The sequence below is a fragment of the Streptomyces speibonae genome (genome assembly GCF_984686075.1).
Window position 1 is genome coordinate 2,972,937 of record NZ_OZ480260.1, and the last position, 25,837, is coordinate 2,998,773.

Sequence of the window (25,837 nt, forward strand, 5' to 3'; positions counted from 1 at the left end):
AGTGACCGATGCGTAGTGGACCGCGTCTCGGCGTGCCCGCTGTGCGAGGATCGGACCGTGGACGAGCTGAGACCCGACGATCCGTCACGTATCGGTCCCTACCGGCTCCTTGCCCGTCTCGGCGCGGGCGGCATGGGCGAGGTCTATCTGGCCCGCTCGGCCGGTGGCCGCACCGTCGCCGTGAAACTGGTCCGTTCCGAGCTGGCGGCGGAGCCCGAGTTCCGCAGGCGCTTCGCGCAGGAGATCGCCTCCGCGCGGCGCGTGGGCGGCGAGTGGACCGCGCCCGTGCTGGACGCGGACACCGACGCGGCCGCGCCGTGGGTCGCCACCGGGTATGTGCCGGGGCCCTCCCTGCACGAGGTGATCGCCGGGCGTCCGGAGCCGCTGCCCGAGCGGTCGGTGCGGATCCTCGCCAACCGGCTCGCCCGGGCGCTCACGGCCGTCCACGAGGCGGGCCTCGTCCACCGCGACCTCAAACCGGCGAACATCCTCGTGACGATCGACGGGCCGCGCGTCATCGACTTCGGCATCGCCCGCGCCCTCGACGCGGTGACCGCCGACGGCAAACTGACCCGCACCGGGGCGGTGATCGGCTCGCCCGGCTACATGTCCCCCGAGCAGGTCCGCGGCGAATCGCTCACCGCGGCCAGCGACGTCTTCTCGCTCGGCTCGGTGCTGGCCTTCGCGGCGACCCGGCGCCAGCCCTTCAGCTCGTCGGACAGCGGGATGCACGCGGTGATGTACCGGATCGCGCAGGAGCCGCCGGACCTGTCCGGCCTGCCCGAGGGCCTGTCGGAACTCGTGCGCGACTGCCTGGACAAGGACCCCGCCGCCCGGCCGACACCCGCCGATCTGGTGGAGCGCACGGCCGCCGACGCGGCGAGCGCGGACACCGAGCCGTGGCTGCCGGCCGGCCTGATCGCGGAACTGGGCCGTAAGGCCGCCCAGTTGCTGGACTCGGAGGCACCGGGCACCCGGGCCGTCCCCGCGCCTCCGGCCGCACCGCCGACCGTGCCGCCGATGCCCGTCACCGGGCCGCCCGCGGCCACCCCGCCACCGCCCGGGGCGCCGCCGGTCCCGCCGCCGCCCGCGACACCACCCTCCACGCCGTCCTCGACGCCGCCGCCTCCGGCGAGCGCGCCGGCCACCCCGCAGCCCGCACCGGACCCGGCCCCGCCCGCCGCCGACCCGGCGGCCGTGGACCAGGGACCGGCCGCCGCGAACCCGGCCGCCGTGGACCAGGGACCGGCCGCCGCGAACCCGGCCGCCGTAGACCCGAGACCGGCCGCCGCGAACCCGGCCGCCGTAGACCAGGGACCGGCCGCCGCGAACCCGGCCGCCGTGGACCAGGGACCGGCCGCCGTGAACCCCGCGTCGGCTCCCCCTCCGGCGCAGACACCCGCGCCGACACCGGTCGCGCCGCCGCTCGGTGTGTTCGGGGACCCCATTCCGGCACCGGCCCCCGCGCCCGCTCCGGCGGCCCGCAGGCGGACCCGGCTGGTCGTCGGCTCCGTCGCCCTGGTCGTCGCCCTGCTCGCCGGCGGCATCACGTACGCCGCCATGAACCTGGGCGGCGACAAGGGCGAGGGCGGCAACACCAGCTCCGGCTCGACGGACGGCCCCCGGCAGCCCGACGGCACCGAAGAGGCCGCGGGCGACCCCAGGCAGGACGACGAGGACACCTCCTCGGGCCCGGCCCCCTCGGCCTCCATCGAGGGCTCGATAGCCGAGGAGTACCTGGGGACCTGGCAGGGCCAGGGCAAGGACTCCGACGGGGACGTGCGGTCGCTCCGGCGCATCACGATCACCCAGGGCGTGGAGGGGGAGGACGTCGCGACGACGTTCAACTCCTTCGAGGACGTGCTGTGCATCGGCGCCGGGAAGCTCGTCTCGTTCGGCAACCTGATGGTGCTGGAGTCCCGCTCGGTCACCAGCATCCCCGAGTCGGGCTGCTCCGACGGCGGCGAGCAGACCCTGCGCCTGGGCGACGACGGCTCGATCACCTGGACCAGCGGAGACGGCCGCGAGACCGCGATCCTCAAGAAGACCGAACCGTCCGACACCCCCATCCCGGACGACTTCCTCGGCACCTGGGAGCGTGAGGGCACCGACGCCGGCACAAGCATGTCCCTCGTACTGAAGCAAGGGGCCTACGGCGACGTGGTGGCCGAGTGGACCGGTGACGGGGCGGCGTACCACTGCGAGTGGGAGAGCGTCGCGGTGGACGCCACCAGCACGGGGGTGCGGCTCGGTCCGGCGATCGTCACGGTCGCGGAACCGGAGGACGAGTGCGAGAACGGCAACACGGAGACGCTGCGGCTCAAGAGCACCGACGTGATGACCGTGACCACGCTCGGCGACGACCAGCCCCCGGCGACCTACCGTCGCAAGGACTGAGCGCACCTCCGGCCCGGCGTCAGAAGAACTCCGACCACGGCTGGTCCCAGACCTGCTTCACGCACAGCACCAGGAAGAGCAGGCCCGCGACGGTGAGCATGCCGTTGCTCAGCGGGCCGTTGCGCCATTCGCGGGGCGTGCGGGAGGAGTTGAGCAGCCACATCAGGGTGAGGGCGAGGAACGGCATGAAGGCGGCGCCCAGGACGCCGTAGATGATGATCAGGCGGAAGGGCTCGTCCTGGAAGAGCAGGACCATGGGCGGGAAGGTGAGCCAGAGCAGATAGGCGCGGAAGGTCCATGAGCGCTCGCGGCGCCCGGAGGCCAGCTCGTCGCCCCGCGCCTCGCGCTCGCCCCGCTGCCGGGCGAGGAAGTCGGAGAACATCAGGCTGACGCCGTGCCAGACGCCGATCAGGGAGGTGAAGGAGGTGGCGAAGAAGCCGATCAGGAACAGTTTGCCGGTGGCCGTGCCGTACTCGTCCTCCAGGATGCCGCCGAGCTGCATCAGCCCCTTGTCGCCCCCGGCGATGGCGATGTTCGCCGAGTGCAGCAGCTCCGCGCCGACGACGAGCATCGCGACGACGAAGATGCCGGTGGTGGCGTAGGCGACCCGGTTGTCCAGCCGCATGATCTTCATCCAGCCGGTGCCGGTCCAGCCCTTGGCGTTGACCCAGTAGCCGTACGCGGCCAGCGTGATGGTGCCGCCGACGCCGCCGATCAGCCCGAGGGTGTTGAGCACCGAGTCCTTCTCGTCCGGGAGGACCGGGAGGAGGCCGGCGAAGGCGTCGCCGAGGTTGGGGGTGACCCGGACCGCCAGATAGACGGTCACCACGAACATGACGCCCACCAGGACGGTCATGACCTTCTCGAAGACGGCGTACTTGTTGAACCAGACGAAGACCAGGCCGGCCAGACCGCAGGCGATGGCCCAGTACTCGAGGTCCATCACGTCCGGGAACAACGCCTGGAGCGGCAGGCCGCTGGACGACATCGCCGCCGCGCCGTAGACGAAGCCCCAGATCACGGCGTAGACGCCGAAGAACCAGGTCGTCCAGCGGCCGAGGCCGGCCCAGCCGTCGAAGAGGGTGCGGCCGGTGGCCAGATGCCAGCGGCCGCACGCCTCGGCGAGGGAGATCTTCACCAGACAGCCGATGACCGCGGCCCACAGCAGCGTGTATCCGAAGTTGCTGCCGGCGATGAGCGTGGCCACCAGATCACCGGCGCCCACACCGGTCGCGGCGACGACGATGCCGGGGCCGATGTAGCGCCAACTGGACTTGCGCGGGTCGGGGCCGGGGCCACTCGCCGCCCCGGTGTCCTGGATGTTGCCCGTGGTGTCCGCCATGGGGTCAAGAAAGCGGAAGGGCGCCGGTCGGACAAGAGGGCGTGCGGGGATCTTCACCAGATGCACCGGGACCGGCCGGCGCCGTGCGCCGCACGGCCGACCCCGTCACCGCCGGCGGCTGCCCGCTCAGGCCGACGACTTCTTGGCCTCCTCGGCCTCTTCGGCCTCTTCGGAGCCCTCCGACTCCTCGGGGTCCTTGGCCTCCTTGGAGTCCTTGGAGTCCTTGGAGTCCTCGGAGTCGTCAGCGGCCGTATCCGAATCGTCCGCGGCGTCCGCCGTCTTGTCCTCGTCGCCCGCCTCGTCGTCGAAGTACTCGTCCAGGACGGCGTCCAACTCGGCGTCCCACTCGGCGAAGCGGCTCCTGGAGTCGGCCTCGATCTCCAGGAAGTACCAGCGGCGGTCCGGGGTGTGGACAGTGACCGTGTAACGCTTGCCGAAGCGCGGGGTCTCCGTCTCCACGGCCCCGATCTCGTCCCAGCGGAACTCGCACTCCTGGTCGTCCAGGCGCAGGCGTACACCACTGTGGTCGGCGACGATCCTGGCGCGGCGGTCGGACGCCTCGAAGACGGGGCCCTCGGGGGCGGGATCCGGGTCCTCCTCGGGGGTCTCGGAGCCGTCCGCGGACGCCGCGGGCTCCTCGGCGGCCTCGGCGGTCTCCTCCGTGGTCTCTTCCGCGGCCTCCGTCCCGGCATCCGCCTCCGGTGCCGTGGCGTCGTCCTCGGGGCCGTCCGTCTTCGTCTTCGTCTTCGCGTCCTCCTCCCGGCCGGACGCGGGCGAGGTGAGCCCGGGGATGAATGCCGGGTCGAACCCGGCGCCTTCCAGGGGCTGGCTGCTCGAACCTATGCGCTGCTCCACACCGCAGGAGTATGGTCGACAAACCTGTGCGGGTCACAGCCAGCCCCAACTTCGTTATCAGACGCCTACACGGGCACCACGGCTCACACCGCCAGGCTGAGCGCCGCAGCGGCCACGAAACCCGCCACGGAGAGGACGCTCTCCAGGACCGTCCAGGTCTTGAGCGTGTCGCGTTCACTGATGCCGAAGTACTTGGCGACCATCCAGAATCCGCCGTCGTTGACGTGCGAGGCGAAGATCGAGCCCGCGGAGATCGCCATGATGACCAGCGCCACGAACGCCTGGGAGTGGTCCCCCTCGGCCAGCAGCGGGGCCACGATGCCCGCCGTCGTCACGATCGCCACCGTCGCCGAGCCCTGCGCGACCCGCAGCACCACGGAGATCAGGTAGGACAGGACGATCACCGGCAGGCCGACGTCGTTGAAGGTGTCGGACAGCGCCTGGGCGACCCCGCTGGCCTTGAGGACCGCGCCGAAGACCCCGCCCGCGCCGACCACCAGGAGGATGTTGCCGACCGGCTTCAGCGAGGACGTGGAGACGGTCTCCAGGGACTTGCGGGACCAGCCGCGCCGGATGCCCAGCAGGTAGTAGGCGAGGAACAGGGCGAGGGTGAGCGCCACGAACGGGTGGCCGAAGAACTCGATCACCGAGCGGAGGGTGGACTCGTCCAGCGCGATCGAGGAGAAGGTCGCCGCGAGGATCAGGATCAGCGGCGTACCGATGATGCCGAGGACCGTGCCGAGCGGCACCGGCGTCTCCCGGGGCGTGACGCCGGAGGCGCGCTGCTCGGCGGCGACGGCGTCCTTGGCCTCCTGCGCGGCCTCGACCATGTCCTGCGGTACGGCGACGAAGATGCGCTTGCCGATCCAGGCGGAGAACACCCAGGCGGCGGCGACGGCCGGCAGACCGCAGACGATGCCCATGAGGATGACCCAGCCCAGGTCGACGTGGAGCAGTCCGGCGGCGGCAACCGGGCCCGGGTGCGGGGGCAGGAACGCGTGGGTGACGGACAGGCCGGCGAGCAGCGGGAGGCAGTACAGCAGGATCGACTTGCCGGAGCGCTTGGCGGCCGCGTACACGATCGGCGCGAGGACGAAGATGCCGACGTCGAAGAAGACCGGGATGCCGAAGATCAGTCCGGTGAGGCCCATGGCGAGCGGGGCGCGCTTCTCGCCGAACAGGCCGAGCAGCCGGCCCGCCAGCACCTCGGCGCCGCCGCTGACCTCGAGGATCGCCCCGAGCATGGTGCCCAGGCCGATGATGATCGCGACATGCCCGAGGATGCCGCCCATGCCGGACTCGATGGTGGACACCGCGTCGGAGCGCTGGACGGTGCCGAAGAGTTCGGTGACCGACAGCCCCGCCAGCAGGCCGACGGCTATGGAGACGCCGAGCAGGGCGACGAACGGCTGGAGCCGGACCTTGATGATCAGGAAGAGGAGCAGGGCGATGCCGAGGGTGGCGACGGTGAGCAGGCCCGCGGTGCCGTCGACGAGGAGGAGCAGTCCTCCGGTGTGCGGTGGTGTCTCCGCCGGCGCGGACGCGGCGAGCGGGAGGAGCGGATGGGACATTCGGGGGTCCTCTGGGTAAGGGCATGGGGCTTTCGGGCAGGGGGGACCGCGGCACGGCGTCCCGGGGGGTGCGGAACACCGTGCCGTGACGGCTACGGCGTGCGGATGCGGTGGTTCCGGCGCGGGTCAGCCGAGGACGGCGAGCGCGTCGATCTCGATGAGGAGGCCGGCGGGGAGACCGACGTAGACGGTCGTGCGGGCGGCGGGCGGCTGGGTGAGGCCCTGCTCCTCGAAGTAGGTGTTGTAGATCTCGTTCATCTCCGCGAAGTGGTCCACGTCGGTGAGGTAGACGCGGATCATCATCACGTCGTCCCAGCCCGCGCCGCCCTCTTCGAGGATCGCCTTGACGTTGGCGAGGGTCTGGAGGGTCTGCTCGCGCAGGGTGGGACCGGCGGGCGTGGGCGGCTTGCCCTCCTCGGCGGGCAGGAACCCGACCTGGCCGGCGACCTGGAGGATGTTGCCCTTGCGGACGCCGTGGGAGAACTTCGCGGGCGGGGTGGTGTGGGTCGTGGGGGTCAGCGCGACTTTCTCGGTCATACGGGTCTTTCCTTCACTGGAGTTCTGCCGGGGTCCTGCCGGAGTACTCGCCGCTGATCGCGTCCGCCGTACGGCGCACCAGCGGGAGCAGGGTGAGGAGTTCCTCGGCGGTGACGACGACGTTCGGCGCGGAGACCGACATCGCGGCGACCACCCGGCCGTCGGCGCCGCGGATCGGCGCGGCGACGCAGTTGATGGACTCCTCGTGGCCGCCGAGGTCGGTGGCCCAGCCCTGTTCGCGCACCCTGGCCAGTTCCTGGAGGAACGCGGTGGCATGCGGTGTCGAACGGGACGTGTACAGGGGGTAGTCGAGCTTCTCCGCGAGGGCGCGGCGCTCGGGTTCGGGCAGGTCGGCGAGGAGGAGCTTGGCCACGGCCGCGACGGTGATGGCGACGGGCTTGCCGATCCGTGAGTACATCCGCACGGGGTAGCGGCTCTCCACCTTGTCGATGTAGAGGACCTCGTTCTCCTCGTACACGGCGAGGTGGACGGTGTGTCCGCACTGCTCGTTGAGGCGTACGAGGTGGGGGTGGGCGATCTCGCGGATGTCCAGGTTCTCCATCGCCTCCTGGGCGAGGGCGAAGAGGCGGGCGCCGAGGCGGTAGCGCTGGTCGGACTGGCGGTAGACCATGCCGTGCTCGTGCAGGGTGCGCAGGAGGCGGAGGGCCGTGGACTTGTGCACGCCGAGGCGGTCGGCGACCTGGCCGAGGTCGGCGGGGCCCTCCGCGAGCAGCGGGAGGATGCTCAGGGCGCGGTCTACGGTCTGGCTCATGGTGTGCGTGCCTCCTCTTCGGCCCGGCTCATGGTGTCGGTCCAACCCGGGCCGAGTCGCAGTCTCCCCCACGCGGTGTCGTCGAGGGCGGCGAGGCGGTCGGCGAGGGCGCGGGAGGGGGGCGGGGCGAGGTCTCCGGGGGCGGTGAGGGTGGCGGCGGCGGTGAGGTGGCCGTGGCGCAGGCGGGTGCGGAGGGGGAGGTTGCGGAGGGTGGCCGAGAGGAAGCCCGCGGCGAAGGCGTCGCCGGCGCCGGTTGTCGCGACTACGTCCACTTTGAGGGCGGGGGCGCTGGTGGTGGCTGGGCGGGGGGTGGTTGCGCGGCCCGGCGCCTGCGGGGTGCCTCCCCCACTCTCGGCTTCCCCCCCACTCTCGGCTTCGCTCGAGCGGGGGGACCCCCATGAGCGGGGGGACCCCCATCGCCCACCCGTGCCGCCCCAGCGGCACGACTGCCCGGGATCAGCGCACAACGCGACGGCCCCCCGTCGCCCCTGCTTGACGACCACGAGCTCCGGTTCCGGGAGTGCTTCGCGGATGTGGTCGCCCGTGAGACCCCAGGCCTCCTCCGCCTCGTCCTCGCCCACGAAGACGAGGTCGGCGCGGCGGGCCAGTTCCAGGAGGATCTCCGGGCCCCGGCCGTCGCGCCACAGGGCCGGGCGGTGGTTGACGTCGAAGCTGATCAGGGGGCGGCCGGGGCGGGGGGCGGTCAGCTCGCGCATCAGGGCCAGGCAGTCCTCGGAGAGAGCCGGGGTGATCCCGGAGAGGTGGAGGATGCGCGCGGCGCCCACCGCGTCCGGGTGGAAGTCGGCCAGGGACATCGCGGAGGCCGCCGAGCCCGACCGGTAGTAGGCGACCTCGTGGGCGTCGGTGGACCGGTCGCCGGCCGTGCGGAAGTAGACGCCGGTGGGCCGGGCCGGGTCGCGGCGGACGTGAGAGACGTCGACGCCGTAGCCGCCGACCGTCTCGAGCAGGTGGTCGCCGAAGCCGTCCGCGCCGACCCTGCTCAGCCACCGGGCCGTGTGTCCCGCCGCCGCCAGTACGCAGGCCACGTTGGACTCCGCTCCTCCGATCCCGCGGTCGAAGGAGGGGACGTCGGCGAGGCGGCCGGGCCGTGAGGGCCGGAACGTCACCATGGACTCCCCGAGCGCGACGACGTCGACGACGTCGGGGGCGTTGCCGGTTCCGGTGACGGTCACGATGACGGGGCTCCTCGTCCGGTGCGGGGTGAAGCGGTGTCCGTTGACCCCGCGTGGCCGAGATGTTAGACAGCGGGTAGCGATATACGCAATGAGTGTTGCAGTGAATGCAATGCGCCTGATCAGGGAGGTTCCCGATGGTCTCCGGCACCGAAGCTCTCGCCCGCCTCGCCGAGGAACGTGTCGACCACCGCTTCAAGGGCCTCCCGCCGGACGCCGAGGGACTGACCGTCGGCGAGCTGGCCGCGCAGCGGCGCAATCTCTTCACCGACGGGTTCACCACCCCCGTGCTCGCGCTCTCCGCCGAGCGCCTGGAGCACAACCTGGAGCTGATGGAGCGGTACGCCGCCCGGCACGGGCTCGCGTTCGCGCCGCACGGCAAGACCTCCATGGCGCCGCAGCTCTTCCAACGGCAGATCGAGCGCGGCGCGTGGGGCATCACGCTGGCCGTCCCGCACCAGGTGCGGGTGGCGCGGGCGTACGGGATCCGGCGGATCTTCCTCGCCAACGAGCTGGTGGACGCGGCGGCCCTGCGGTGGATCGCGGCCGACCTGGACGCCGACCCGGACTTCCGCTTCGTCTGCTACGTCGACTCCGTGCGCGGCGTCGAGCTGATGGACGCCGCCCTCGCCGGGGCCTCGCGTCCGGTGGACGTGGTCGTCGAGCTCGCCGCGGGTGAGGGGGCGCGCACCGGGGTGCGCACGGAGGCGGAGTGCGCCGCCGTCGCCGACGCCGTGGCGGACGCGCGGTCGCTGCGGCTGGCCGGGGTCGCCGGGTACGAGGGCGAGGTGCCGCAGGCCGACCCGGAGCGGGTGCGCGCCTGGCTGCGGCGCCTGGTGGCGCTCGCGGCCGACTTCGACAAGGCGGGCCGGTTCGCGGGGCTCGACGAGATCGTGGTGAGCGCGGGCGGCAGCGCCTGGTTCGACGCGGTGGCCGACATCTTCGCCGGGATCCCGGAGCTCTCCGCGCCCGTGCTGAAGCTGCTGCGCTCGGGCGCGTACGTCTCCCACGACGACGGCCACTACCGCGAGCTGACCCCCTTCAACCGGGTCCCGGAGGAAGGCGCGCTGGAGCCGGCGTTCCGGCTGTGGACGCAGGTGGTGTCCCGGCCGTCCGCCGAGCAGGCGTTCACCAACGCGGGCAAGCGGGACGCGGCCTACGACCTGGATCTGCCGTTCGCCCAGGTGGTCCGCCGGGAGGGGAGCGAGCGCCCGGCCACCGGGATCTCGGTGACCGGCCTGTCCGACCAGCACGCGTGGCTGCGCACCACCGGGGAGGCCGACCTGGCGGTGGGAGACTGGGTGGGGCTCGGACTGTCGCACCCGTGCACGTCGTTCGACAAGTGGGTGCTGATTCCCGTCGTGGAGGCCGACGGCACGGTGACCGACTACGTCCGTACGTTCTTCTAGGAGGCCGGCAGATGGAAGAGCTCGTCATACGGGACGCGGACGTCGTCGACGGTTCCGGCGACTACGCGTACCGCGCGGACGTCGTCGTGGACGGCGGCCGCATCGTCTCCATCGTGAAGGAGGCGGCGGACGCGGGCTGTCAGCGCCCGAAGGCACGCCGTGAACTGGACGCCGAGGGGCTGGTCCTGGCCCCCGGCTTCATCGACATGCACGCCCACAGCGATCTGGCGCTGCTGCGCGACCCCGACCACAGCGCCAAGGCGGCGCAGGGCGTCACCCTCGAAGTCCTCGGCCAGGACGGGCTGTCGTACGCGCCGGTCGACGACCGCACGCTCGGCGAGGTGCGCCGGGCGATCGCCGGGTGGAACGGTTCGGGCGACGACATCGACTTCGACTGGCGGTCGGTGGGCGAGTACCTGGACCGGCTCGACCGGGGCATCGCCGTCAACGCCGCCTATCTGATCCCGCAGGGCACGGTCCGCGCGCTCGCCGTCGGCTGGGAGGACCGCGAGGCCACGCCCGACGAGCTGGAGCGGATGCGGCGGCTGGTCGCGGAGGGCATGGAGCAGGGCGCGGTCGGGATGTCGTCGGGACTGACGTACACGCCCGGGATGTACGCCAAGGACGCCGAACTGACCGAGCTGTGCCGGGTGGTGGCGTCGTACGGCGGCTACTACTGCCCGCACCACCGCTCCTACGGCGCCGGCGCCCTGGAGGCGTACGAGGAGATGGTGGCGCTGGCCCGGGAGGCGGGCTGCCCGCTGCATCTCGCGCACGCCACGATGAACTTCGGGGTCAACAAGGGCCGGGCGCCCGAACTGCTGGCCCTGCTGGACGAGGCGCTGGACGCCGGGGCCGACATCACGCTCGACACCTACCCCTACACCCCGGGCTGCACCACCCTCGTGGCGCTGCTGCCGAGCTGGGCGAGCGAGGGCGGTCCGGAGGAGATCCTGCGGCGGCTGGCGGACGAGGCCACGGCCGAGCGGATCCGGCACCATCTGGAGGTCACCGGTTCGGACGGCTGCCACGGCGTGCCGGTGGAGTGGGAGACGATCGAGATCTCGGGCGTCGGCGATCCGGCGCTGGGCGAGTACGTGGGCCGTACGGTCCTCGAATCCGCGCGCGAGCGCGGCGAGTCGCCCTGGACGGTCGCGCGGGAGCTGCTGCTGAAGGACAGGCTCGCCCCGACCATCCTCCAGCACGTGGGCCACGAGGAGAACGTCCGGGCGATCATGCGGCACCGGGTGCACACCGGCGGCTCCGACGGCATCCTCCAGGGCGCCAAGCCGCACCCGCGCGCGTACGGGACGTTCCCCCACTACCTCGGGCACTACGTGCGGGAGTTGGGGGTGCTGTCGCTGGAGGAGTGCGTGGCGCATCTGACCGCGCGCCCTGCCGCGCGGCTGGGGCTGACGGACCGGGGGCTGATCCGCGAGGGCCACCGGGCGGACCTGGTGCTGTTCGACCCGCGGACGGTGGCGGCGGGGTCGAGCTTCGCCGAGCCGCGGACGCTGCCGACGGGGATCCCGTACGTGATGGTCGACGGGCAGTTCGTCATCGAGGACGGGCGGCGCACGGACGTCCTGGCGGGACGGGCGGTCCGCAGGACTCCCCGCTGACCGCCCGCCGCGACGGACTCGAACCTGTCCGCGCCGCAGCGGGCGGGAACTATGTAGATCCGCTTCCATTGACGTCCTCCCCAACACGAGGGCTGGAGATTGCGGTCCGTACCGCGTCGCGATACCACCACGGGTTCCTGCTTCACGGGCCCCTGCCAGTCTCCGAGAAAACCGGTCTTACACGGGCCTCCACAGGCGTCACTTTCCGCCCGTCCGGCGGTAGGTCCGCCAACTGCGTTGTCGGACAGGGCGACTCTAGCGATGGCGCTGACCTCTGACATCAAGAGGCCCCTTGCCTTCACGCTGAGGAGCGATGACTGAACCTGAGTCCGATAACCGGAAACCGTACCGGAGTTTCCGGGCACCGGGCGGGTGGCGCTCAGGGTCAGCGGGTCGATGCCGTACGCGCTCTTGATCTGCGCGTATGTCGTGCCGAGCCGGTAGACGGCGGCGTCCGTGTCGGTCATGGTCGCGTACACGAGCCGTTCGGCGCGCAGGGTGGCGACCTGGGAGCCGGAGGAGTTCAGCAGTCCGAAACCGCGGCTGGACGCCCGGTCGACGAGGACCTGCCCCGGCGCGGGGAATCCGCTCTCCAGGCAGTGCCCGTTGGTGAGCACGAGGGCCGGGTCGTCGGGCGCCGAGCCGGGCATCCGGACGACGGAGCCGGAGCAGTTGCTGAGCGAGACGGTGCCCGCGAAGCTCACCGCGCCGGCCTTGGGCGCGGTGAGCCCGGACAGGGCGTCCGCCGCGGCCCCGACCGTGTCGTTGACGAGATCCGTCAACGCGGTCGGGGCCGCGTCCGTGGTCGTGTCCGCGCCCGTGGGGGTTGGCGCGGCGGCGACCGCGGGGGTCGCGCCCGCCCCGGCGAAGGCCAGGGCGCAGAGCGCGACGACGAGAGGTTTTCTCATGGGGGTCCCCTCTTGCGGCGTCGGACGGCCGGGGGGCTCCCTCCGGCCGCCCAAAGTTGTCATGCGCATTGTCAGCACGTGTAAGCCGAGGAGACAAGCCCTTGTTTCCGGCCGGTAACTTCACCGGGAGGGGCCCTCACCGGGCCGGGCATGCGTGACCGACGCGCGGCCCGCCGGACGCGGATCCGGGTCGGGGTCCGGGTCCGGGTCCGGGGTCCGGATCCGCGTCCGGGGGGACCCACCGCCACCCGGGCCCGTGCGGGCCACGGCCCCACCTCGACCGGTCGCCGGAGTTGCCCGGACCAGGGTCACCCGGGCCGGTGGAGGCGGTGGGGGGTGCCGTGGGGAGGGTCGGTGTGGAGGTGATGGAGGCGGGCGCGGCCACCGGCTCGCCACCTGGTCCGGCGGCCCCCGCGGCCGCCGGAGGAACCGCTCGCACGCGTACCCGGGGAGCCGGAACGGGGCGACGGCCTGCCGACGGTTTCCGTCTCCCCTGCCGGTACGGAGGCGTTCGCCGCCGTGGACGGCTCCTCAGGCCGCCCAGCGGCTGCCGCCCCCTCGCGGGAGGTCCTCCCCGTGCCGCCGCCGTCACCGTCGGGCCCCCACCCGAGAAGGCGAACGCGGCGAACAGCGCCGCCGCCGCACGACGTGTGTGCGGGGGCGCGGGGGGCCGAAGGCCCGGGGCCCGGGGGCCCGGGGGCCCAGGGGCCCGGCGGCCCAGGGGCCCGGCGGCCCGGGGGCCCAGGGGCCCGGCGGCCCGAGGCGCGGGGGCCCGGGGGCCCGGGGGCCCGGCGGCCCGAGGCGCGGGGGCCCGGGGGCCCGGCGGCCCGAGGCGCGGGAGCCCGAGGCGCGGAGGCCCGGGGCGCGGGGCCCGGGGGCCCGAGGCGCGAGAGCCCGGGGCGCGGGGGCGCGGGGGCCCGAGGCGCGAGAGCCCGGGGGCCCGAGGCGCGGGAGCCCGAGGCGCGAGAGCCCGGGGCGCGGGCGCGGGGGCCCGAGGCGCGGAGGCCCGGGGCGCGGGCGCGGGGGCCCGAGGCGCGGAGGCCCGGGGCGCGGGGCGCGGGGGCCCGAGGCGCGGAGGCCCGGGGCGCGGGAGCCCGGGGGCCCGGCGGCCCGAGGCGCGGGGCGCGGGGGCCCGAGGCGCGGAGGCCCGGGGGCCCTGCGGCGCCCCCGCCGCCGCCCGGCCTCGGAGCGCGAGGGGCCGGTGCCGGGTACCGGCTCGTGCGCCCCACCCCCCGGGGTGCCGCGTAGGCGTCGTACGCCGGGGACGGGCGCTCTGCGGGCGGTACACGTTCGGCGGAGTCCGGGGATCCGGCGCGCCGTTCCCTCCGTCGGCGTACGGGGTGGGGCCGGACGTGGCGGCGCAGTGCAGGAAAGTCGGGGGTCTCCAAACCAGTGGGCGGACAAAAACGCCCGAACCGGCGCGTCTCACGTGGCGGAAAACACGGTCCGAAGGGCCATACCGGGCCGTAAGCTCCCAGCATGCAGGTGATCCAGTCGACCAAGCTCGCCAACGTCTGTTACGAGATCCGGGGCCCGGTGCTCGAGGAGGCGATGCGGCTGGAAGCTGCCGGTCACCGCATCCTCAAGCTGAACACGGGGAACCCGGCGGCGTTCGGCTTCGAGTGCCCGCCCGAGATCCTGGAGGACATCCTCCGCAACGTATCGACGGCGCACGGCTACGGCGACGCCAAGGGGCTCCTGGCGGCGCGCCGGGCGGTCGTCATGCACAACCAGACCCTCGGCATCGAGACCGACGTCGAGCACGTCTTCATCGGCAACGGCGTCTCCGAGCTGATCGTGATGGCGATGCAGGGACTGCTGGACGACGGCGACGAGGTGCTCGTACCCGCGCCCGACTACCCCCTGTGGACGGCCGCGGTCTCCCTGTCCGGCGGCACGGCGGTGCACTACCGCTGCGACGAGCAGTCCGACTGGATGCCGGACCTCGCCGACGTGGAGCGCAAGGTCACCGACCGCACCAAGGCCATCGTCATCATCAACCCGAACAACCCGACCGGCGCGGTCTACGACGAGGCCGTCATCAAGGGCCTCACCGACATCGCCCGCCGCCACAACCTGCTGGTCTGCTCGGACGAGATCTACGACAAGATCCTCTACGACGACGCGCGGCACATCCCGACCGCCTCCGTCGCCCCCGACCTGCTCACCCTCACCTTCAACGGCATGTCGAAGGCGTACCGGGTGGCCGGCTACCGGGTGGGCTGGATGTCGATCTCGGGCCCGCGCGCGCACGCAGACTCCTACATCGAGGGCCTGACGATCCTGGCGAACATGCGCCTGTGCGCGAACATGCCGGGCCAGCACGGCGTGGTCGCCGCGCTCAGCGGCCGCCAGACGATCAACGACCTGGTCCTGCCCGGCGGACGGCTGCGCGAGCAGCGGGACGCGGCCTACGAGCTGCTGACCCAGATCCCGGGTGTGAGCTGCGTCAAGCCCAAGGGCGCGCTGTATCTCTTCCCCCGCCTCGACCCCGACGTCTTCAAGATCAAGGACGACCGGCGGATGGTCCTGGACCTGCTGCGCCGCGAGAAGATCATGGTCGTCCAGGGCACCGGCTTCAACTGGCCGGAGCCGGACCACTTCCGGATCGTCACCCTGCCGTCGGTCACCGACCTGCGGGACGCGATGGGCCGGATCGGCCGCTTCCTGGACGGCTACGGCCAGCCCTGACAACGGCACCCATCCGTCTGATCTTGTGAACGACTCAACTTTAGACGGAATCCAAGCTAGGATGGCTTCCTGTCAGCACCCAGGAGGCCATCCATGTACGAGCCGATACGTGACAAGTCGGTCCACAGCACGATGGCCGGCACCACCCACGACTTCCCCCGCAGGTCCCGCGAGGAGGAACTGGACATCCAGCTCGCGGGCCACCTCGCCGCGCTGCTCGCCGTCACCGACGAGCTGCGCGCCACGGCACCCTCGGCCGATCTGGACACCGCGGCCGAGCGGCTCACCGAGCAGGTCACCCGCCTGCGGGGAGGACGTACGCCGGCCCGCGCGTCGGCGCCCACGACCGGCCGGGAGCCGAACGCGGCAGCCCTGCACCGGCGCGCCCACGCCCTCGCGGGGCGCGCCCTGGTCGTCGCCGCATCGCGCGCCGACACGGCGGTGGCGATCCTCGCCGCCGAACGGATGGACGCCCACGCCGCGGCCTCGCAGCCGCGCGCCCTCGCGTCCCGCTGAGCCCTCCCGGGCTCCCCGAATGGCCCCGGTCCGCGCGCACCCGCAGCGACGCGCGGACCGGGCGCCCTCGCCTCCGGCGCGCATCCCGTTCGACGATCAGCGCTCCTCAGCTTCCGTGACCAAGGCCCCGTGAAGGCCGCATCCGCGTGTCACCCGCCGTGTTGTCCGAGCGTGAGCATCGCCTCGGCGATCTCGGCGGTCGCCGCATCAGGGATCGCGGTGGCGGCGTCCTCGAGGACGAGCAGGCGTGCGCCGGGGATCTCTCGTGCGATCGCTTCCGCGTTGCCGACCGGGAAGAAGCGGTCGTGGCGGCCGTGGACGACGAGTGTGGGGAGCTTGATCCCGGGCAGGCGTTCGCGCCAGCGGGGGGTGCAGTCGAGCCTGGAGAACACCATGCCCAGCTGGTTGGCCATCTGGACCGCGGGTGCGGTGCCGGGTGTGCGGTCCCAGATGCGCGCGGCGACCGCGCGTGCCGTCTCCGGGTCGTCGCCGAGGATCTCCGCACCGGCGGCGGCGAAGTCCGCGACCGCCTCCCGGTCGCTCCAGTCCGGCATTGCGTGCGCGAAGAGCCGGCTCATCGTCGCCTGGTCGTGGTCGGGGAGGTCGTCGTCGGGCGGGCCGGGGGCGACGGCGCGGGTGCCGGCCAGGGTGAGCGCCGAGAACGCGCCCGGGTGGTCGAGCGCGGCGACCTGGGCGACCATTCCGCCGACGCCGATGCCTCCGAGATGGGCGGGCCCGCCGCCGAGCGCGCCCGCGAGGGCCGCCGCGTCGGCGGCGAGGTCGCGCAAGGTGTAGGCGGGCGCCTCCGGATCCGCCGTGGTCGACTCCCCGCTGTCGCGCAGGTCGTAGCGCACGGCACGGCGCCCGCCGGCGGCGAGGCGCTCGCAGAGCGCGTCGGGCCAGGAGAGCAGCGTCGTCCCGCCGGCGAGCAGGACGAGTGGCGCGCCCTCGTCACCGAACGACTCGATGCCCAGGGTGATCCCGTTGACGTTGACGGTGGTGGTGGTGATTCCAGTCATGCCACGGCAGACTCCGTCCGCCGCCCGGACTCATCGCTCCTGCGCCGGCTCCGTCTTCACGGTGGGGCGGGTGGGGGCGTGGCATGGGTCGCGCGGGTACAGGCCGCCTCGCAGCACAGCACGACGTTGGGCGGCAGCGAGGGCAAGCCCGCGGTGGCCGCCCGGGTCGCGGACTTCGGGGTCGGTGTCGACCTGCGCACCGGGGCGGCCGGGCACCTGCGCGGTCGGAGGAGCCGTCCGGCGGGTGCTCGACGAGCCGGAGTTCCGGTGCCGGGCGCGGGAGCTGAGCGCGGAGTACCGGGCGGCGGACCCGGTGCGCGCCGTGCTGGACCTCGTCGACGGCGCGTGACGTCACCGGACGTCTTCCGCTCACACCCGGGAGACGTCCGGTTCGAGGAAGACCGCGACGAGCCGGTCGCTGAAGGAGCCGGCGTCCTCGGCGGTCCCGGCGCGGTACGCGCGGATCGCGGGGTCGGTGAAGGTGAGGGTGATCGCCCGCCAGGATGGACGCGTGGACGGTGAAGCGGGGCTCACCCGGCTCCTTCGGCCCCGGGTCGTGGTAACCCCAGCTCCTGAGCACCAGTTGGGGATCCGTGCCCCGCTCGCCCTTCCCCCGTGGTTCCGGGCGCGGCCCTTCGTTCACTCCGCACTGCGAGAGCCGGGCCGTGCCGCCGGAGGACAGCGGCCGGTCCCGCAACGGCTCGGCGGCGGCCCGCACCTCGGCGGACGGGGGCGGCTCGGGCGTGGTGGCGGAGTACGTCAGCACCAGCAGACCGACGACGGGCACGGCGAGGATCAGCCAGGAACGAAGAGACGCGCGGAACACTCAGCCACGCCCCCGCACTCGGCGGACCGTCCCGGCATGTCTGGTCTCCAGACCTCGTTCGTCGGCCGGGGGGAACATTTCCATGACGCTCATGATTGTTTCTGCGCGCTCGAGGGTGAGAACGTCACTGTTCCCAGCCTCCCTCCGAGTCGCTGACCACTTGTGTCGCGGGGCAGTCGGGTGACACCGTGCAGCGCGACAGGAGAGGCATGCGATCACCAGATGTACCGCGCGGCGGCCGGGGTGCTGACGAGCACGACGAGTTCGACGCCTTCTACGCCGAGAGCGTCGGCCGGCTCATCGGCCAGCTGTACGCGATGACGGGCGACCTCGCCGAGGCCCAGGACGTGGTTCAGGAAGCCTTCGCCCGCGCCTGGGAACGCCGGGCCGAGCTGGACCTGAACGGCGCCCCCGAGGCGTGGGTGCGCACGGTGGCCTGGCGGCTGGCGGTCAGCCGGTGGCGACGGGTGCGCACGGCGCTGGCCTTCGCGCGGCGGCAGGGCCCGCCGGCCACGGCTCCGCCACCGGAGCCGCACCATGTGGTGCTGGTCCAGGCGCTGCGGCAGATCCCGGAGGCCCATCGACGGGCCGTGGTGCTGCACCATCTGTGCGACCTGCCGGTGGAACAGGTGGCTGCCGAGACCGGCTGCCCGGTCGGTACGGTCAAGGTTCACCTGAGCCGGGGCCGGGCGGCACTGGCACGGCTGCTGGCCGACACCGACCTGGACCCGCGGACTAGCCGCCTGCCGGAGGGGCGTCATGGCTGACGAAACGAGGCTGGGGGACTACCTGGCCGACCTCGCCGATTCGGGCCGTCGGCACACGGATCCGCTCACCGCAGAGCAGATCCGGGCGCGTGGTGAGCAGCGCCTGCGCCGCAAGCGGGCCGCCCTGGCGTCGGGTGGCGCGCTGCTCACCGCGGCTGTGGTCCTGGGCGGACTGTCGCTGATCCAGGCCACCCGGGGGTCCGAACCGCCCGCCGTCGGGCCGGCGCCGACCGATTCGCGGTTCGTGCCGCCGACGCCCGCTCCGGGTGAGGAGTACGCCGGCGAGTTGGGCTATGTGTACGGTGCGGTGGGGAAGGGGGGCACGGTGCAGGTCACCGTCGAGCGGGTCCGTAGCGTACGGGGGGCCTCGACACCGGGTGGCGGGGTGCACACGCTGACGCTGCCGCGGAGCACGCTGGTCGAAGTACGGCGGCTGGCCGGCGGGAACGCCGCGGACGTGGAACTGGGCGAACTCGTGGAGCAACTGGCCGCCGGTCCCCGGTGGGTGTTCGCGATCGACTACGACAGCGAGGGCCGCGTGCGGTCGCTGCGGGAGGCGTACTGGCTCGCCGAGTGAGTCCCCGTGCGGGCTCGGCGGTCGTCACCAAAAGAGGTCGCCCCGGGGTGTAACCCGGAGGGCGGGGTGACACGTAGAGACTGCGTATCCAGAACACACGCGATCTCTTGGGGGACTCGACCATGCGCCTCACACACCGCCGGCCCGCCTTGCGCTGCCTCACCGCGCTCGCCTTCAGCCTTGTCATTCTGACCGGGTGCAGTGGCGAGGACGACGGGCAGGCGGCCACCACCGCACCCGCGGCGTCGGCGACACCTTCCACGTCGGACGACGGTGCCGGCCCGGACGGTACGGCGTCGGCGTCGGCGTCGGCGTCGGCGTCGACCGGCGCGGCTTCCTGGGCCGGCGCCAAGAAGTTCGTCCAGATCGACGGCGCCCGGACCGGCGACGGGCGGACGTACCTGTCGGTGCGACCCGCCCAGAAGGAGCTCCACCCCAAGTTCGACGCCTGGGTGATCCACCCGGGCGAGGGGCCCTACAGGGAGGTACCCATGGCCGAGGACGCCCAGGTGCTGCTGTCGGTCCCGCTCGGCGACGAGAAGCGTGCCGAGGCGTACTCCCAGGCCGAGTTCGTCAGCCGGCTGACGGCGAAGTCGTCCTCGGCCCGCTCTGCCATCGGGTACGACCTGAGCTTCGACGGCCAGGGGCAGGTCACCAGGCTGCAGTCGCTGCCCATGCCCTGAGCCCTGAACAAGTGCTACTCGGCGGGCCTGGCGGTCGACGGCGTCTTCGGCGACCGGACGGAGGCCGCGCTGCGCAGAGCGCAGAGGGCCACCGGTGCGACCGTCGACGGCGAGTACGGCCCCAACACGCTGAAGCACATCGGCTGGCCGGCCTACCGCACGAGCACGGGGCAGTTCGTGCACTGCTACAAGTGGTCCAACATCCAGTGGGCGCTGGTCTGGCCTGCCCGTCCGGCCACTGCCTGAGCGTGTCTTCCCCGTGGGGGAGGGATGACACGCTCGGCAGCTACTTGAGGGAGGTGACGAACGACGTCCAGGCCGGGGCAGCGATGGTGAGGACCGGCCCGTGGGGGACCTTGGAGTCCCTCACGGGGACCACGGCGGTGTGGGCGTCGCAGACTTCGAGGCAGTCACCGCCCGTACCGTTGCTGTAGGTGCTTTTACGCCAGCGGGCTGCGCCGGGGAAGGCTTCGGCTACCTCGACGCAGTTACCGCCGCTGCCGTTGCTGTAGCTGCTCTTGCGCCAGACGGCCGTGCTCAAGTCAGTCGCGTTGCTTGCCATTTCTGCCATCCTCAGCCGCTCGATCGATAAGGGCCAGGGACGCCTCCCGTGGCAATGCGGCGGCCCTGAGCAGATCGTACGACCTTCGGTACTCCTTCACGAGGCCCGGATCGTCGATCGTGTCCCCGCTGTGCAGTGCCTCCGTGTAGACCAGCGGTGGCGCATCGGGAAACGTCATGATCATCGCAGTGCCCAGCATGAACGGATGTGCTCCGCAGTTCCACGGGAGGACTTGGGGAACGATCCGGTGCTGTCGGGCCAACCCCGCAATGTGCTCCCACTGTTCAGCGGCCTGGTCCAGCGGAACGATCGGCTGGCGCAGCAGGGCCTCGGAAAGGATGGCCCAGTAGACCGGGGTCTTGTGGTTCTCCTCGAAGAGACGCGCCCGTGCCAGCCGAGCGGTGGCCTTCTCCTCCACCTCCTCAACCGGTGCCAGCGGGTGGGTCGCCCGCACGACCGCCCGCGCATACGCCTCCGTCTGCAACAGCCCCGGGATCAGCGTCGGGCACCACTCCTCGATGGTCTCCGCGTGCTTCTCCGCCTCCAGCACGCGCTCGAAATAGCTCGCGTGCCCTCTCCTCTTCGCCCGCCGTACATCCTCACACCGCCGCCGGAAGAAGCCGTCCGTACCGAGCACCTTGTCGACGTGTTCCGCCAGCTCCGCCGGCATTCTCCGCGTCCCGCGTTCGATCTCGCTGAGGTGGCTCGGGCCGTAGAAGCTGCCCTCGACCAACTGCTGGAGTGTGAGGCCCGCTTCCTCCCGCTTCCAGCGCAGTTCACAGCCGTAGAAGGTAGGGACGCCGGTCGAGCCGTCGATGTCCTTGCGCTGCCCCATGGTTCACCGTCCTTGGTGTGCCGTTTCCGGCCGCTACCCACTGTCGTACCGCGTACGTGCAGTTCAGGGCCGGGATGCCGAAGGGCTGTCACGCTACGCCGGGCGGCGGCAGAGTGTGAGCGATTCGTCACACAGAGCACTGGAAGGCGTGAACCCCCATGCACAGCCCCACCGAAGCCGACGCCTGCGCCGAGGAGTTGCGGTCGGCGCTCGCCGCGCACGGCATCACGCTGCCGTCCCTCGGCGTCGACCTGCCGACGTTCGCCGCGCGCTGCCCCACCCGGCCGCTGATCGCGCTCGGCAACTGCAATCTGCTCACCGCCCAGGCCTTGACCGCCGCTCTGCGCAAGGGGGCCGCGTGATGCGACCGGCGATGACGCTGGAGCTGCTCGCGACACCGGCCGAGGTGTCCGGCGTACGCAGGGCGTTGCGCGAGTACGGCGCCGATGTCCAGCTCTGCGCGAGTGAACTGGTGACGAACGTGATCCGGCATCTGGGCGAGGGGGTCCCCGTCACCGTCCGGGTGTCGCGCGACGACGGCGGACGGATCCGGCTGGAGGTCACCGACCCCGACCCCCGGGTGCTGCCCGTGCTGCGGGCGGCGGTGGACGCCGAGGAGGAGTCGGGGCGCGGGCTCGCCCTGCTGGAGGCGCTGACGGCGCGGTGGGGCGTGACGCAGGGACCCGGTCGGAAGACCGTGTGGTGCGAGTTCGGGGCGGGGGCGCCGGAAGGCGGCGGTGCCGTTCCGGGTCCGGGGGCGGTGTCAGTGGTGTCCGTGTGATGGAGGCCCGTCGGAGCGGGCGTGGCGGTGGAGGACCGGGGCCAGGTAGGAGACGTGCGGACCGGTGAGGTCCGCCAGGCCGGCCGGGTCGCGGGCGAGGGCCAGCCGGTCGAGCTCCGGGGTGCGGCCCAGGGCGTGCTCGGTCGCCGTGAGGGCCGCGTGGCGGGCGTGCAGCCAGGCGGCGGGACGGGACGGAGCCCGGAACAGGACACCGACGCTGCCGTTCGTCTGCCGGGTGACCTGCCAGGGGGTGAGGTCGTCGGCGGGGGTGTCGACGCCGGTCTCCTCGGCCAGTTCGCGGGCCGCGTGGCGGCGCAGGGCGGCCAGGTCGAGGGGTTGGCCGTCCGGCGGGGGCTCGACCGAGCCGCCGGGGAGCTGCCAGCGGCCGGGTGAGCTCGTCCACGACGCCATCCGGCCCACCAGCAGCCGCCCGTCGTCCGACGGCTGCGCGACCGACACGAACAGGGACGGCAGCCGTACGGTCGCGCCGGGCAGCCTGCGCAGAACGAAGTACCGGTACGTCGCGCGGACCCAGGTCAGGACGAGGCCGTCACGTTCGTCGCGCACCAGGCTCGTGCACCCGGCCACCGGCCCGTCGAACAGCGCGGGGTTGGCCCGCACCGCCGCGTCCCACGCATCGTCCATGGCCCGCTGCTCCCCCGGCGACAGCCGCAACGGCGGAGCCTCCAGCAGCCGGAGCGCCCCGGCATCGAAAAGATCCACACCGGGACCGTATCGGGTGCGTACGGGCAGGCTGGGTCTCGCACTGCTTCACGACCGGCGGACGGAGCTGGGGCTCACCCAGACGGAAGTGGCCGACCGCGCCGGGCTCACCCAGGCCAAGATCTCCCGTATCGAGGGTTCCGACACCGTCCCGACGCCCCCTGAGCGGACCGGGTCCCTGTCAGGGGCGGAGGAACGTGTGGTTCAGGTGGGCCGTGGCCAGGAGGTGGTGGTGGGTGCGGGCCTCCGCGAGGAGGGTGTGGCGGGTGCGGCGGGCCGTGACCTGGTCGTCCTCCAGGCGGTAGGCGACGTCCGGTGCCGCCAACTGCACCGCGTGGACCAGGACATCACCGGTGATCATGATGCTGTGCCGACCGCCCTCGACGAGTACGGACTGGTGGCCGGGGGTGTGTCCGGGCGTCGGTACGGCGGTCAGCCCCGCGCAGCCGGGGCGGCCCCGCACCTTCACCCGGCCGTCGACCGCGTGCAGCAGCCCGGCGCGGCGCAGGGGCTCGACCACGTACGACAGGGCGCTGTCGTCGGCGCCCAGGGACTCGATCTCCGTGCGCTGGACCACGTGGCGGGCGTTGGGGAACATCGGGGTGCCCTCCGGGTCGACCGTCCAGCCGAAGTGGTCCTCGTGGAGGTGGGTCAGGATCACCGTGTCCACGTCGTCGCGTGCGATGCCCGCGTGCCGGAGGACCGACGGGAGGCGGCCCGGGACCGGGGCCCAGTCGGACGCGGGGCTGCCGGCCGGGCCGATGCCGGTGTCGACGAGGGTGACGCGGCCTCCGGGCCCTCGGACGGCGTAGCAGCGGAAGTCGAGTTCCCAGGTGTCGTCCGGGCCGAAGGCCGCCGGGTCGAGCCGCCGCGCGCGGGCCCAGTCCGCCTCGGTCGCGTCGGGGAAGACGCCCTGCTGGGTGCCCGGGAAGGTGCCGTGGGCGTCGAGGAGGGCCATCACCTCGTAGGGGCCGGTGTGCCGGGTGATGATGGACGGGGCTGCGGCATGGCGGGGCGCGGCGGCTGCCCGGGGGCCCGCTGTCCACAGGGCCAGCGTGCCGGCGCCCGCGGCGGCGGCGCCGCGCAGGACGCCGCGGCGGGTGGCGGTGTGAGTGTGCGTGTGGGGCGGGTCGGGGCGGTGGGTCATGAGGTCCCCCAGAGAGTGACGCGTACGGGTCGTGGTGCGCGTTCGTCATCGTGCTCGGGGGTGGCGTACCGGCGCTTGTACGTGCGTGTCCGTTTCGCGGGAGGCCGGGCAAGGGGGGCGCGGGGCCCGGGTGCGGCTTCTACGATGGCCGTATGGCCGGGGAGCGGCGGGTGCACCTGTGCGAGGACGACGTCCTGCTCGCCGATGTGCGCTGCGGCAGCGTCGCGCCCGGCTGGTCGCCGCTCCGGCCCGCTCCCGTGTTCGGGCTCGTGCTGCTCCGGGACGGAGTGCTGCGGGCCCGGGTCGACGGGGTGGAGCAGGTGCTCGACGCGGGTGCCGTGTACGTCGAACGGCTCGGCAGCGAGCAGCAGTTCGCGCATCCGCTCGGGCCGGACGCGTACACCGAGATCGTGCTGTCCGCGCCCAGGGTCGCCGATCTGCTGGGCGGTGATCCCACGGTCCCGGAGGGGCTGGTGATGGTGACGGCCGAGCTGGCGCTCGCGCACCGGGTGCTGCTCTCCCTCGCCCGCCGGGGCGATGACTCCTTCGCGCTCGCCGAGCACACGGTCCGTCTGGCGGCCGGGGTCTTCGCACGGCTCGCGCCCGACCGCGTCGCCTCCGGCCGGCCCGCGTCCGCCGCCGCGCGCCGGCGGCTGGCCGACGACGCGCGTGCCGCGCTGGCCGCCGAACCCACGCTGGGGCTGGCGGCGTTGGGCCGGGCGGTGGGCGCGTCGCCGCACCATCTGAGCCGGGTCTTCACGGCCGTCACCGGCAGCACGCTGTCCGCGCACCGGGAGCGGCTGCGCCTGGCCCGTGTGCTCGACCGGCTCAGCGAGGGCGAGCGGGACCTGGCGGGTCTGGCGCGGGAGCTCGGTTACACCGACCAGTCGCACATGACCCGGGCGGTCCGTCGTGCGGCGGGGCTCCCTCCCGGGCGGCTGCGCGCCCTGCTGGCCTGACGCCCGGCCCTCGTCACGCCGTCAGCGCGCGCAGCAGCAACCCGTGCAGTGCCTCCAGGGCGCCGTCGTCCATCGCGCCGCCGGACGTGGCGAACCGGATGACATGGGGTCCGGCCAGCAGGTCGAGGACCACGTCGGCGTCGACGTCCGGGGCGATGTCACCACGCGCGACGGCGCGGTCGATCAGCTGCCGGACGTGGCGGCGCCGGGGCACGGAGACCTCGCGGCGCAGGGCCTCGGCCAGCTCCGGCGAGCGCAGGGACGCCGCCACCAGGTCGGTCACGATCGGCGCCACGTACGGCTGCGCCATCGCGTCGCGGATGTCCCGCAGCACCGCCCACAGGTCACCGGAGAGGGTGCCGGTGTCCTGCGGTTCGGCGGCCGACACCGCGACGGAGGCCACGATGTCGACGACCATGGGCAGCTTCGAGGGCCAGCGCCGGTACAGCGCGGCCTTGCCGACACCGGCGCGCTCGGCCACCGCGTTCATGGAGAACGCGCCGTACCCGCGCTCGGCCAGCTCCTCGATCACCGCGGCCCCGATGGCCGCCGTGACCCGGTCCCGCAGCTGCGCTCCTCCGCGGGCCGCGCCGGATGGCGCCCGTTTCACCCCGCGGCCTCCAGCGGGGGGAGTTCGCGCAGGCCGAGCTGCTGCACGAACCACAGGCTGTCCGGGTGCACCCAGTACTCCACGATCCGGTCGTCGTCGTTCAGGCGCAGCATATCGAGTCCGTAGAACCGCACCGGGGTGCCCGGTTCGGCGCTCGCCTCCGGTATGCCCCCGGGGTACGTCGCCTCGGCGAGCCAGTGGGTGACCACCATGTCGCCGTCGCGGAGGGGGTCGCGCTGGAGGGTGTAGTGCAGTCCGGGCAGGGCCTGGTGCGCCCCGGCCACCCAGGCATGCAGTCCGTCGTGCCCCTGGATGTCCACGGGGGCGCCGCCGGTCAGCGGTGCCGTGTGGGCGACGAAATCGGGGGACACGACGCGGGGGATTCGGGTGAGGTCCCCGTCCCACAGAGCGATCCAGGCGTTCACCACGTCTTTGGTGGCCGCTTCGGCCATGGCGCGACTCCTTCGAGCGAATTCAAGCGGTTTCAAGCGGTTTCAAGCGGTTTCAAGGAGCAAACGGAACAGGTCGGTTCCGT

At 73.0% G+C, this 25,837-nt stretch carries 26 protein-coding genes and 2 pseudogenes; 13 read left to right on the forward strand and 15 right to left on the reverse strand.

Features of this window, described 5'->3' with window-relative positions; translation table 11 throughout:
- Positions 1-57: 57 nt before the first annotated feature.
- The gene (locus AC5L3C_RS13190) at positions 58-2,397 is read left to right on the forward strand and encodes a serine/threonine-protein kinase (RefSeq protein ID WP_493649162.1); all 2,340 of its coding nucleotides are present in this window, start codon (positions 58-60) and stop codon (positions 2,395-2,397) included.
- A gap of 19 nt (positions 2,398-2,416) precedes the next feature.
- On the opposite strand, the gene AC5L3C_RS13195 is transcribed toward AC5L3C_RS13190, so the two are convergent.
- The 6 genes from AC5L3C_RS13195 to AC5L3C_RS13220 form a co-directional block, all read right to left on the reverse strand.
- Positions 2,417-3,739 carry an Nramp family divalent metal transporter gene (locus AC5L3C_RS13195; RefSeq protein ID WP_493649163.1) on the reverse strand — a complete coding sequence of 441 codons (1,323 nt, stop codon included), beginning with the start codon at positions 3,737-3,739 and terminating at the stop codon, positions 2,417-2,419.
- A gap of 126 nt (positions 3,740-3,865) precedes the next feature.
- Positions 3,866-4,594 (reverse strand): hypothetical protein, encoded by a 729-nt coding sequence (locus AC5L3C_RS13200; protein ID WP_493649164.1) that lies wholly within the window; start codon positions 4,592-4,594, stop codon positions 3,866-3,868.
- A gap of 83 nt (positions 4,595-4,677) precedes the next feature.
- On the reverse strand, positions 4,678-6,165 hold the full coding sequence (locus AC5L3C_RS13205; protein WP_493649165.1) for a GntP family permease: 1,488 nt from the start codon (positions 6,163-6,165) through the stop codon (positions 4,678-4,680).
- A gap of 126 nt (positions 6,166-6,291) precedes the next feature.
- The gene (locus tag AC5L3C_RS13210; protein WP_125504490.1) at positions 6,292-6,702 is read right to left on the reverse strand and encodes a RidA family protein; all 411 of its coding nucleotides are present in this window, start codon (positions 6,700-6,702) and stop codon (positions 6,292-6,294) included.
- Between the two features lie 13 nt (positions 6,703-6,715).
- A complete protein-coding gene (locus AC5L3C_RS13215) occupies positions 6,716-7,474 on the reverse strand; it encodes an IclR family transcriptional regulator (RefSeq protein ID WP_125504491.1) in 759 nt (252 codons plus the stop codon).
- Positions 7,471-8,667 (reverse strand): sugar kinase, encoded by a 1,197-nt coding sequence (locus tag AC5L3C_RS13220; RefSeq protein ID WP_493649166.1) that lies wholly within the window; start codon positions 8,665-8,667, stop codon positions 7,471-7,473. The genes AC5L3C_RS13215 and AC5L3C_RS13220 overlap by 4 nt, the downstream gene beginning before the upstream one ends.
- Positions 8,668-8,804: 137 nt before the next feature.
- On the opposite strand from AC5L3C_RS13220, the gene AC5L3C_RS13225 reads away from it, so the two are divergent.
- Both AC5L3C_RS13225 and AC5L3C_RS13230 read left to right on the forward strand, forming a co-directional pair.
- On the forward strand, positions 8,805-10,076 hold the full coding sequence (locus AC5L3C_RS13225) for an amino acid deaminase (RefSeq protein WP_493649167.1): 1,272 nt from the start codon (positions 8,805-8,807) through the stop codon (positions 10,074-10,076).
- Positions 10,077-10,087: 11 nt separating this feature from the next.
- Complete coding sequence (locus AC5L3C_RS13230; protein ID WP_493649168.1) at positions 10,088-11,698, forward strand: N-acyl-D-amino-acid deacylase family protein; 1,611 nt, start codon at positions 10,088-10,090, stop codon at positions 11,696-11,698.
- Positions 11,699-12,030: 332 nt separating this feature from the next.
- Here AC5L3C_RS13230 and AC5L3C_RS13235 read toward each other — a convergent pair.
- Positions 12,031-12,606, reverse strand: a pseudogene (locus AC5L3C_RS13235) (serine protease); the annotation flags it as partial.
- Positions 12,607-14,085: 1,479 nt separating this feature from the next.
- Here AC5L3C_RS13235 and AC5L3C_RS13240 point away from each other — a divergent pair.
- Together AC5L3C_RS13240 and AC5L3C_RS13245 are read left to right on the forward strand one after the other, a co-directional pair.
- Positions 14,086-15,297, forward strand: coding sequence for a pyridoxal phosphate-dependent aminotransferase (locus AC5L3C_RS13240; protein WP_493649169.1), 1,212 nt, complete (start codon positions 14,086-14,088; stop codon positions 15,295-15,297).
- Positions 15,298-15,390: 93 nt separating this feature from the next.
- Positions 15,391-15,813, forward strand: a complete 423-nt coding sequence (locus tag AC5L3C_RS13245; RefSeq protein WP_493649170.1) for an SCO4983 family protein — start codon at positions 15,391-15,393, stop codon at positions 15,811-15,813.
- 149 nt (positions 15,814-15,962) lie between these two features.
- On the opposite strand, the gene AC5L3C_RS13250 is transcribed toward AC5L3C_RS13245, so the two are convergent.
- Positions 15,963-16,832 (reverse strand): alpha/beta fold hydrolase, encoded by an 870-nt coding sequence (locus tag AC5L3C_RS13250; protein ID WP_493649171.1) that lies wholly within the window; start codon positions 16,830-16,832, stop codon positions 15,963-15,965.
- Between the two features lie 369 nt (positions 16,833-17,201).
- Positions 17,202-17,366, reverse strand: coding sequence for a hypothetical protein (locus AC5L3C_RS13255; RefSeq protein WP_493649172.1), 165 nt, complete (start codon positions 17,364-17,366; stop codon positions 17,202-17,204).
- 501 nt (positions 17,367-17,867) lie between these two features.
- Between AC5L3C_RS13255 and AC5L3C_RS13260 the strand changes: the two genes are divergently transcribed.
- The 4 genes from AC5L3C_RS13260 to AC5L3C_RS13275 all read left to right on the forward strand — a co-directional run bounded on the left by AC5L3C_RS13260 (position 17,868) and on the right by AC5L3C_RS13275 (position 19,931).
- A complete protein-coding gene (locus tag AC5L3C_RS13260; RefSeq protein WP_493649173.1) occupies positions 17,868-18,425 on the forward strand; it encodes a SigE family RNA polymerase sigma factor in 558 nt (185 codons plus the stop codon).
- Positions 18,418-19,002, forward strand: a complete 585-nt coding sequence (locus AC5L3C_RS13265) for a hypothetical protein (RefSeq protein ID WP_493649174.1) — start codon at positions 18,418-18,420, stop codon at positions 19,000-19,002. The genes AC5L3C_RS13260 and AC5L3C_RS13265 overlap by 8 nt, the downstream gene beginning before the upstream one ends.
- A gap of 122 nt (positions 19,003-19,124) precedes the next feature.
- The gene (locus AC5L3C_RS13270) at positions 19,125-19,685 is read left to right on the forward strand and encodes a hypothetical protein (RefSeq protein ID WP_125504501.1); all 561 of its coding nucleotides are present in this window, start codon (positions 19,125-19,127) and stop codon (positions 19,683-19,685) included.
- A gap of 3 nt (positions 19,686-19,688) precedes the next feature.
- The gene (locus tag AC5L3C_RS13275) at positions 19,689-19,931 is read left to right on the forward strand and encodes a peptidoglycan-binding domain-containing protein (protein WP_493653859.1); all 243 of its coding nucleotides are present in this window, start codon (positions 19,689-19,691) and stop codon (positions 19,929-19,931) included.
- Positions 19,932-19,971: 40 nt separating this feature from the next.
- Here AC5L3C_RS13275 and AC5L3C_RS13280 read toward each other — a convergent pair whose 3' ends face one another.
- Positions 19,972-20,247, reverse strand: coding sequence for a DUF397 domain-containing protein (locus tag AC5L3C_RS13280; RefSeq protein WP_493649175.1), 276 nt, complete (start codon positions 20,245-20,247; stop codon positions 19,972-19,974).
- Positions 20,228-21,082, reverse strand: coding sequence for a helix-turn-helix domain-containing protein (locus AC5L3C_RS13285; protein WP_493649176.1), 855 nt, complete (start codon positions 21,080-21,082; stop codon positions 20,228-20,230). The genes AC5L3C_RS13280 and AC5L3C_RS13285 overlap by 20 nt, the downstream gene beginning before the upstream one ends.
- Before the next feature lie 158 nt (positions 21,083-21,240).
- Between AC5L3C_RS13285 and AC5L3C_RS13290 the strand changes: the two genes are divergently transcribed.
- Both AC5L3C_RS13290 and AC5L3C_RS13295 read left to right on the forward strand, forming a co-directional pair.
- Positions 21,241-21,444 (forward strand): hypothetical protein, encoded by a 204-nt coding sequence (locus AC5L3C_RS13290; RefSeq protein ID WP_125504504.1) that lies wholly within the window; start codon positions 21,241-21,243, stop codon positions 21,442-21,444.
- Positions 21,444-21,863 (forward strand): ATP-binding protein, encoded by a 420-nt coding sequence (locus AC5L3C_RS13295; protein WP_493653861.1) that lies wholly within the window; start codon positions 21,444-21,446, stop codon positions 21,861-21,863. The genes AC5L3C_RS13290 and AC5L3C_RS13295 overlap by 1 nt, the downstream gene beginning before the upstream one ends.
- Here the strand turns inward: AC5L3C_RS13295 and AC5L3C_RS13300 are convergent.
- Entirely contained in the window at positions 21,846-22,586 is a 741-nt protein-coding gene (locus AC5L3C_RS13300) for an NUDIX hydrolase (RefSeq protein ID WP_493649177.1), read from the reverse strand. The genes AC5L3C_RS13295 and AC5L3C_RS13300 overlap by 18 nt on opposite strands.
- A gap of 25 nt (positions 22,587-22,611) precedes the next feature.
- On the opposite strand from AC5L3C_RS13300, the pseudogene AC5L3C_RS13305 reads away from it, so the two are divergent.
- Positions 22,612-22,749 (forward strand): annotated as a pseudogene (locus tag AC5L3C_RS13305) (helix-turn-helix domain-containing protein); the annotation flags it as partial.
- Positions 22,750-22,767: 18 nt separating this feature from the next.
- Here the strand turns inward: AC5L3C_RS13305 and AC5L3C_RS13310 are convergent.
- The gene (locus AC5L3C_RS13310; RefSeq protein WP_493649178.1) at positions 22,768-23,733 is read right to left on the reverse strand and encodes an MBL fold metallo-hydrolase; all 966 of its coding nucleotides are present in this window, start codon (positions 23,731-23,733) and stop codon (positions 22,768-22,770) included.
- Positions 23,734-23,885: 152 nt separating this feature from the next.
- Here AC5L3C_RS13310 and AC5L3C_RS13315 point away from each other — a divergent pair, with 152 nt between their 5' ends.
- Positions 23,886-24,692, forward strand: coding sequence for a helix-turn-helix domain-containing protein (locus tag AC5L3C_RS13315; RefSeq protein ID WP_493649179.1), 807 nt, complete (start codon positions 23,886-23,888; stop codon positions 24,690-24,692).
- A 13-nt stretch (positions 24,693-24,705) separates the two neighbouring features.
- On the opposite strand, the gene AC5L3C_RS13320 is transcribed toward AC5L3C_RS13315, so the two are convergent.
- Both AC5L3C_RS13320 and AC5L3C_RS13325 read right to left on the reverse strand, forming a co-directional pair.
- Positions 24,706-25,302, reverse strand: a complete 597-nt coding sequence (locus AC5L3C_RS13320; RefSeq protein ID WP_493649180.1) for a TetR/AcrR family transcriptional regulator — start codon at positions 25,300-25,302, stop codon at positions 24,706-24,708.
- The gene (locus AC5L3C_RS13325; protein ID WP_493649181.1) at positions 25,299-25,754 is read right to left on the reverse strand and encodes an ester cyclase; all 456 of its coding nucleotides are present in this window, start codon (positions 25,752-25,754) and stop codon (positions 25,299-25,301) included. Before AC5L3C_RS13325 ends, AC5L3C_RS13320 begins: the two co-directional genes overlap by 4 nt.
- Positions 25,755-25,837: the final 83 nt, after the last annotated feature.

Bases quoted from the DNA above. Each gene is read 5' to 3' on its own strand.
- AC5L3C_RS13195 (WP_493649163.1), bottom strand. From the start codon at position 3,739: ATGGCGGACACCACGGGCAACATCCAGGACACCGGGGCGGCGAGTGGC.
- AC5L3C_RS13205 (WP_493649165.1), bottom strand. From the start codon at position 6,165: ATGTCCCATCCGCTCCTCCCGCTCGCCGCGTCCGCGCCGGCGGAGACA.
- AC5L3C_RS13210 (WP_125504490.1), bottom strand. From the start codon at position 6,702: ATGACCGAGAAAGTCGCGCTGACCCCCACGACCCACACCACCCCGCCC.
- AC5L3C_RS13215 (WP_125504491.1), bottom strand. From the start codon at position 7,474: ATGAGCCAGACCGTAGACCGCGCCCTGAGCATCCTCCCGCTGCTCGCG.
- AC5L3C_RS13225 (WP_493649167.1), top strand. From the start codon at position 8,805: ATGGTCTCCGGCACCGAAGCTCTCGCCCGCCTCGCCGAGGAACGTGTC.
- AC5L3C_RS13230 (WP_493649168.1), top strand. From the start codon at position 10,088: ATGGAAGAGCTCGTCATACGGGACGCGGACGTCGTCGACGGTTCCGGC.
- AC5L3C_RS13240 (WP_493649169.1), top strand. From the start codon at position 14,086: ATGCAGGTGATCCAGTCGACCAAGCTCGCCAACGTCTGTTACGAGATC.
- AC5L3C_RS13245 (WP_493649170.1), top strand. From the start codon at position 15,391: ATGTACGAGCCGATACGTGACAAGTCGGTCCACAGCACGATGGCCGGC.
- AC5L3C_RS13250 (WP_493649171.1), bottom strand. From the start codon at position 16,832: ATGACTGGAATCACCACCACCACCGTCAACGTCAACGGGATCACCCTG.
- AC5L3C_RS13260 (WP_493649173.1), top strand. From the start codon at position 17,868: ATGCGATCACCAGATGTACCGCGCGGCGGCCGGGGTGCTGACGAGCAC.
- AC5L3C_RS13265 (WP_493649174.1), top strand. From the start codon at position 18,418: ATGGCTGACGAAACGAGGCTGGGGGACTACCTGGCCGACCTCGCCGAT.
- AC5L3C_RS13270 (WP_125504501.1), top strand. From the start codon at position 19,125: ATGCGCCTCACACACCGCCGGCCCGCCTTGCGCTGCCTCACCGCGCTC.
- AC5L3C_RS13280 (WP_493649175.1), bottom strand. From the start codon at position 20,247: ATGGCAAGCAACGCGACTGACTTGAGCACGGCCGTCTGGCGCAAGAGC.
- AC5L3C_RS13285 (WP_493649176.1), bottom strand. From the start codon at position 21,082: ATGGGGCAGCGCAAGGACATCGACGGCTCGACCGGCGTCCCTACCTTC.
- AC5L3C_RS13290 (WP_125504504.1), top strand. From the start codon at position 21,241: ATGCACAGCCCCACCGAAGCCGACGCCTGCGCCGAGGAGTTGCGGTCG.
- AC5L3C_RS13295 (WP_493653861.1), top strand. From the start codon at position 21,444: ATGCGACCGGCGATGACGCTGGAGCTGCTCGCGACACCGGCCGAGGTG.
- AC5L3C_RS13310 (WP_493649178.1), bottom strand. From the start codon at position 23,733: ATGACCCACCGCCCCGACCCGCCCCACACGCACACTCACACCGCCACC.
- AC5L3C_RS13315 (WP_493649179.1), top strand. From the start codon at position 23,886: ATGGCCGGGGAGCGGCGGGTGCACCTGTGCGAGGACGACGTCCTGCTC.
- AC5L3C_RS13325 (WP_493649181.1), bottom strand. From the start codon at position 25,754: ATGGCCGAAGCGGCCACCAAAGACGTGGTGAACGCCTGGATCGCTCTG.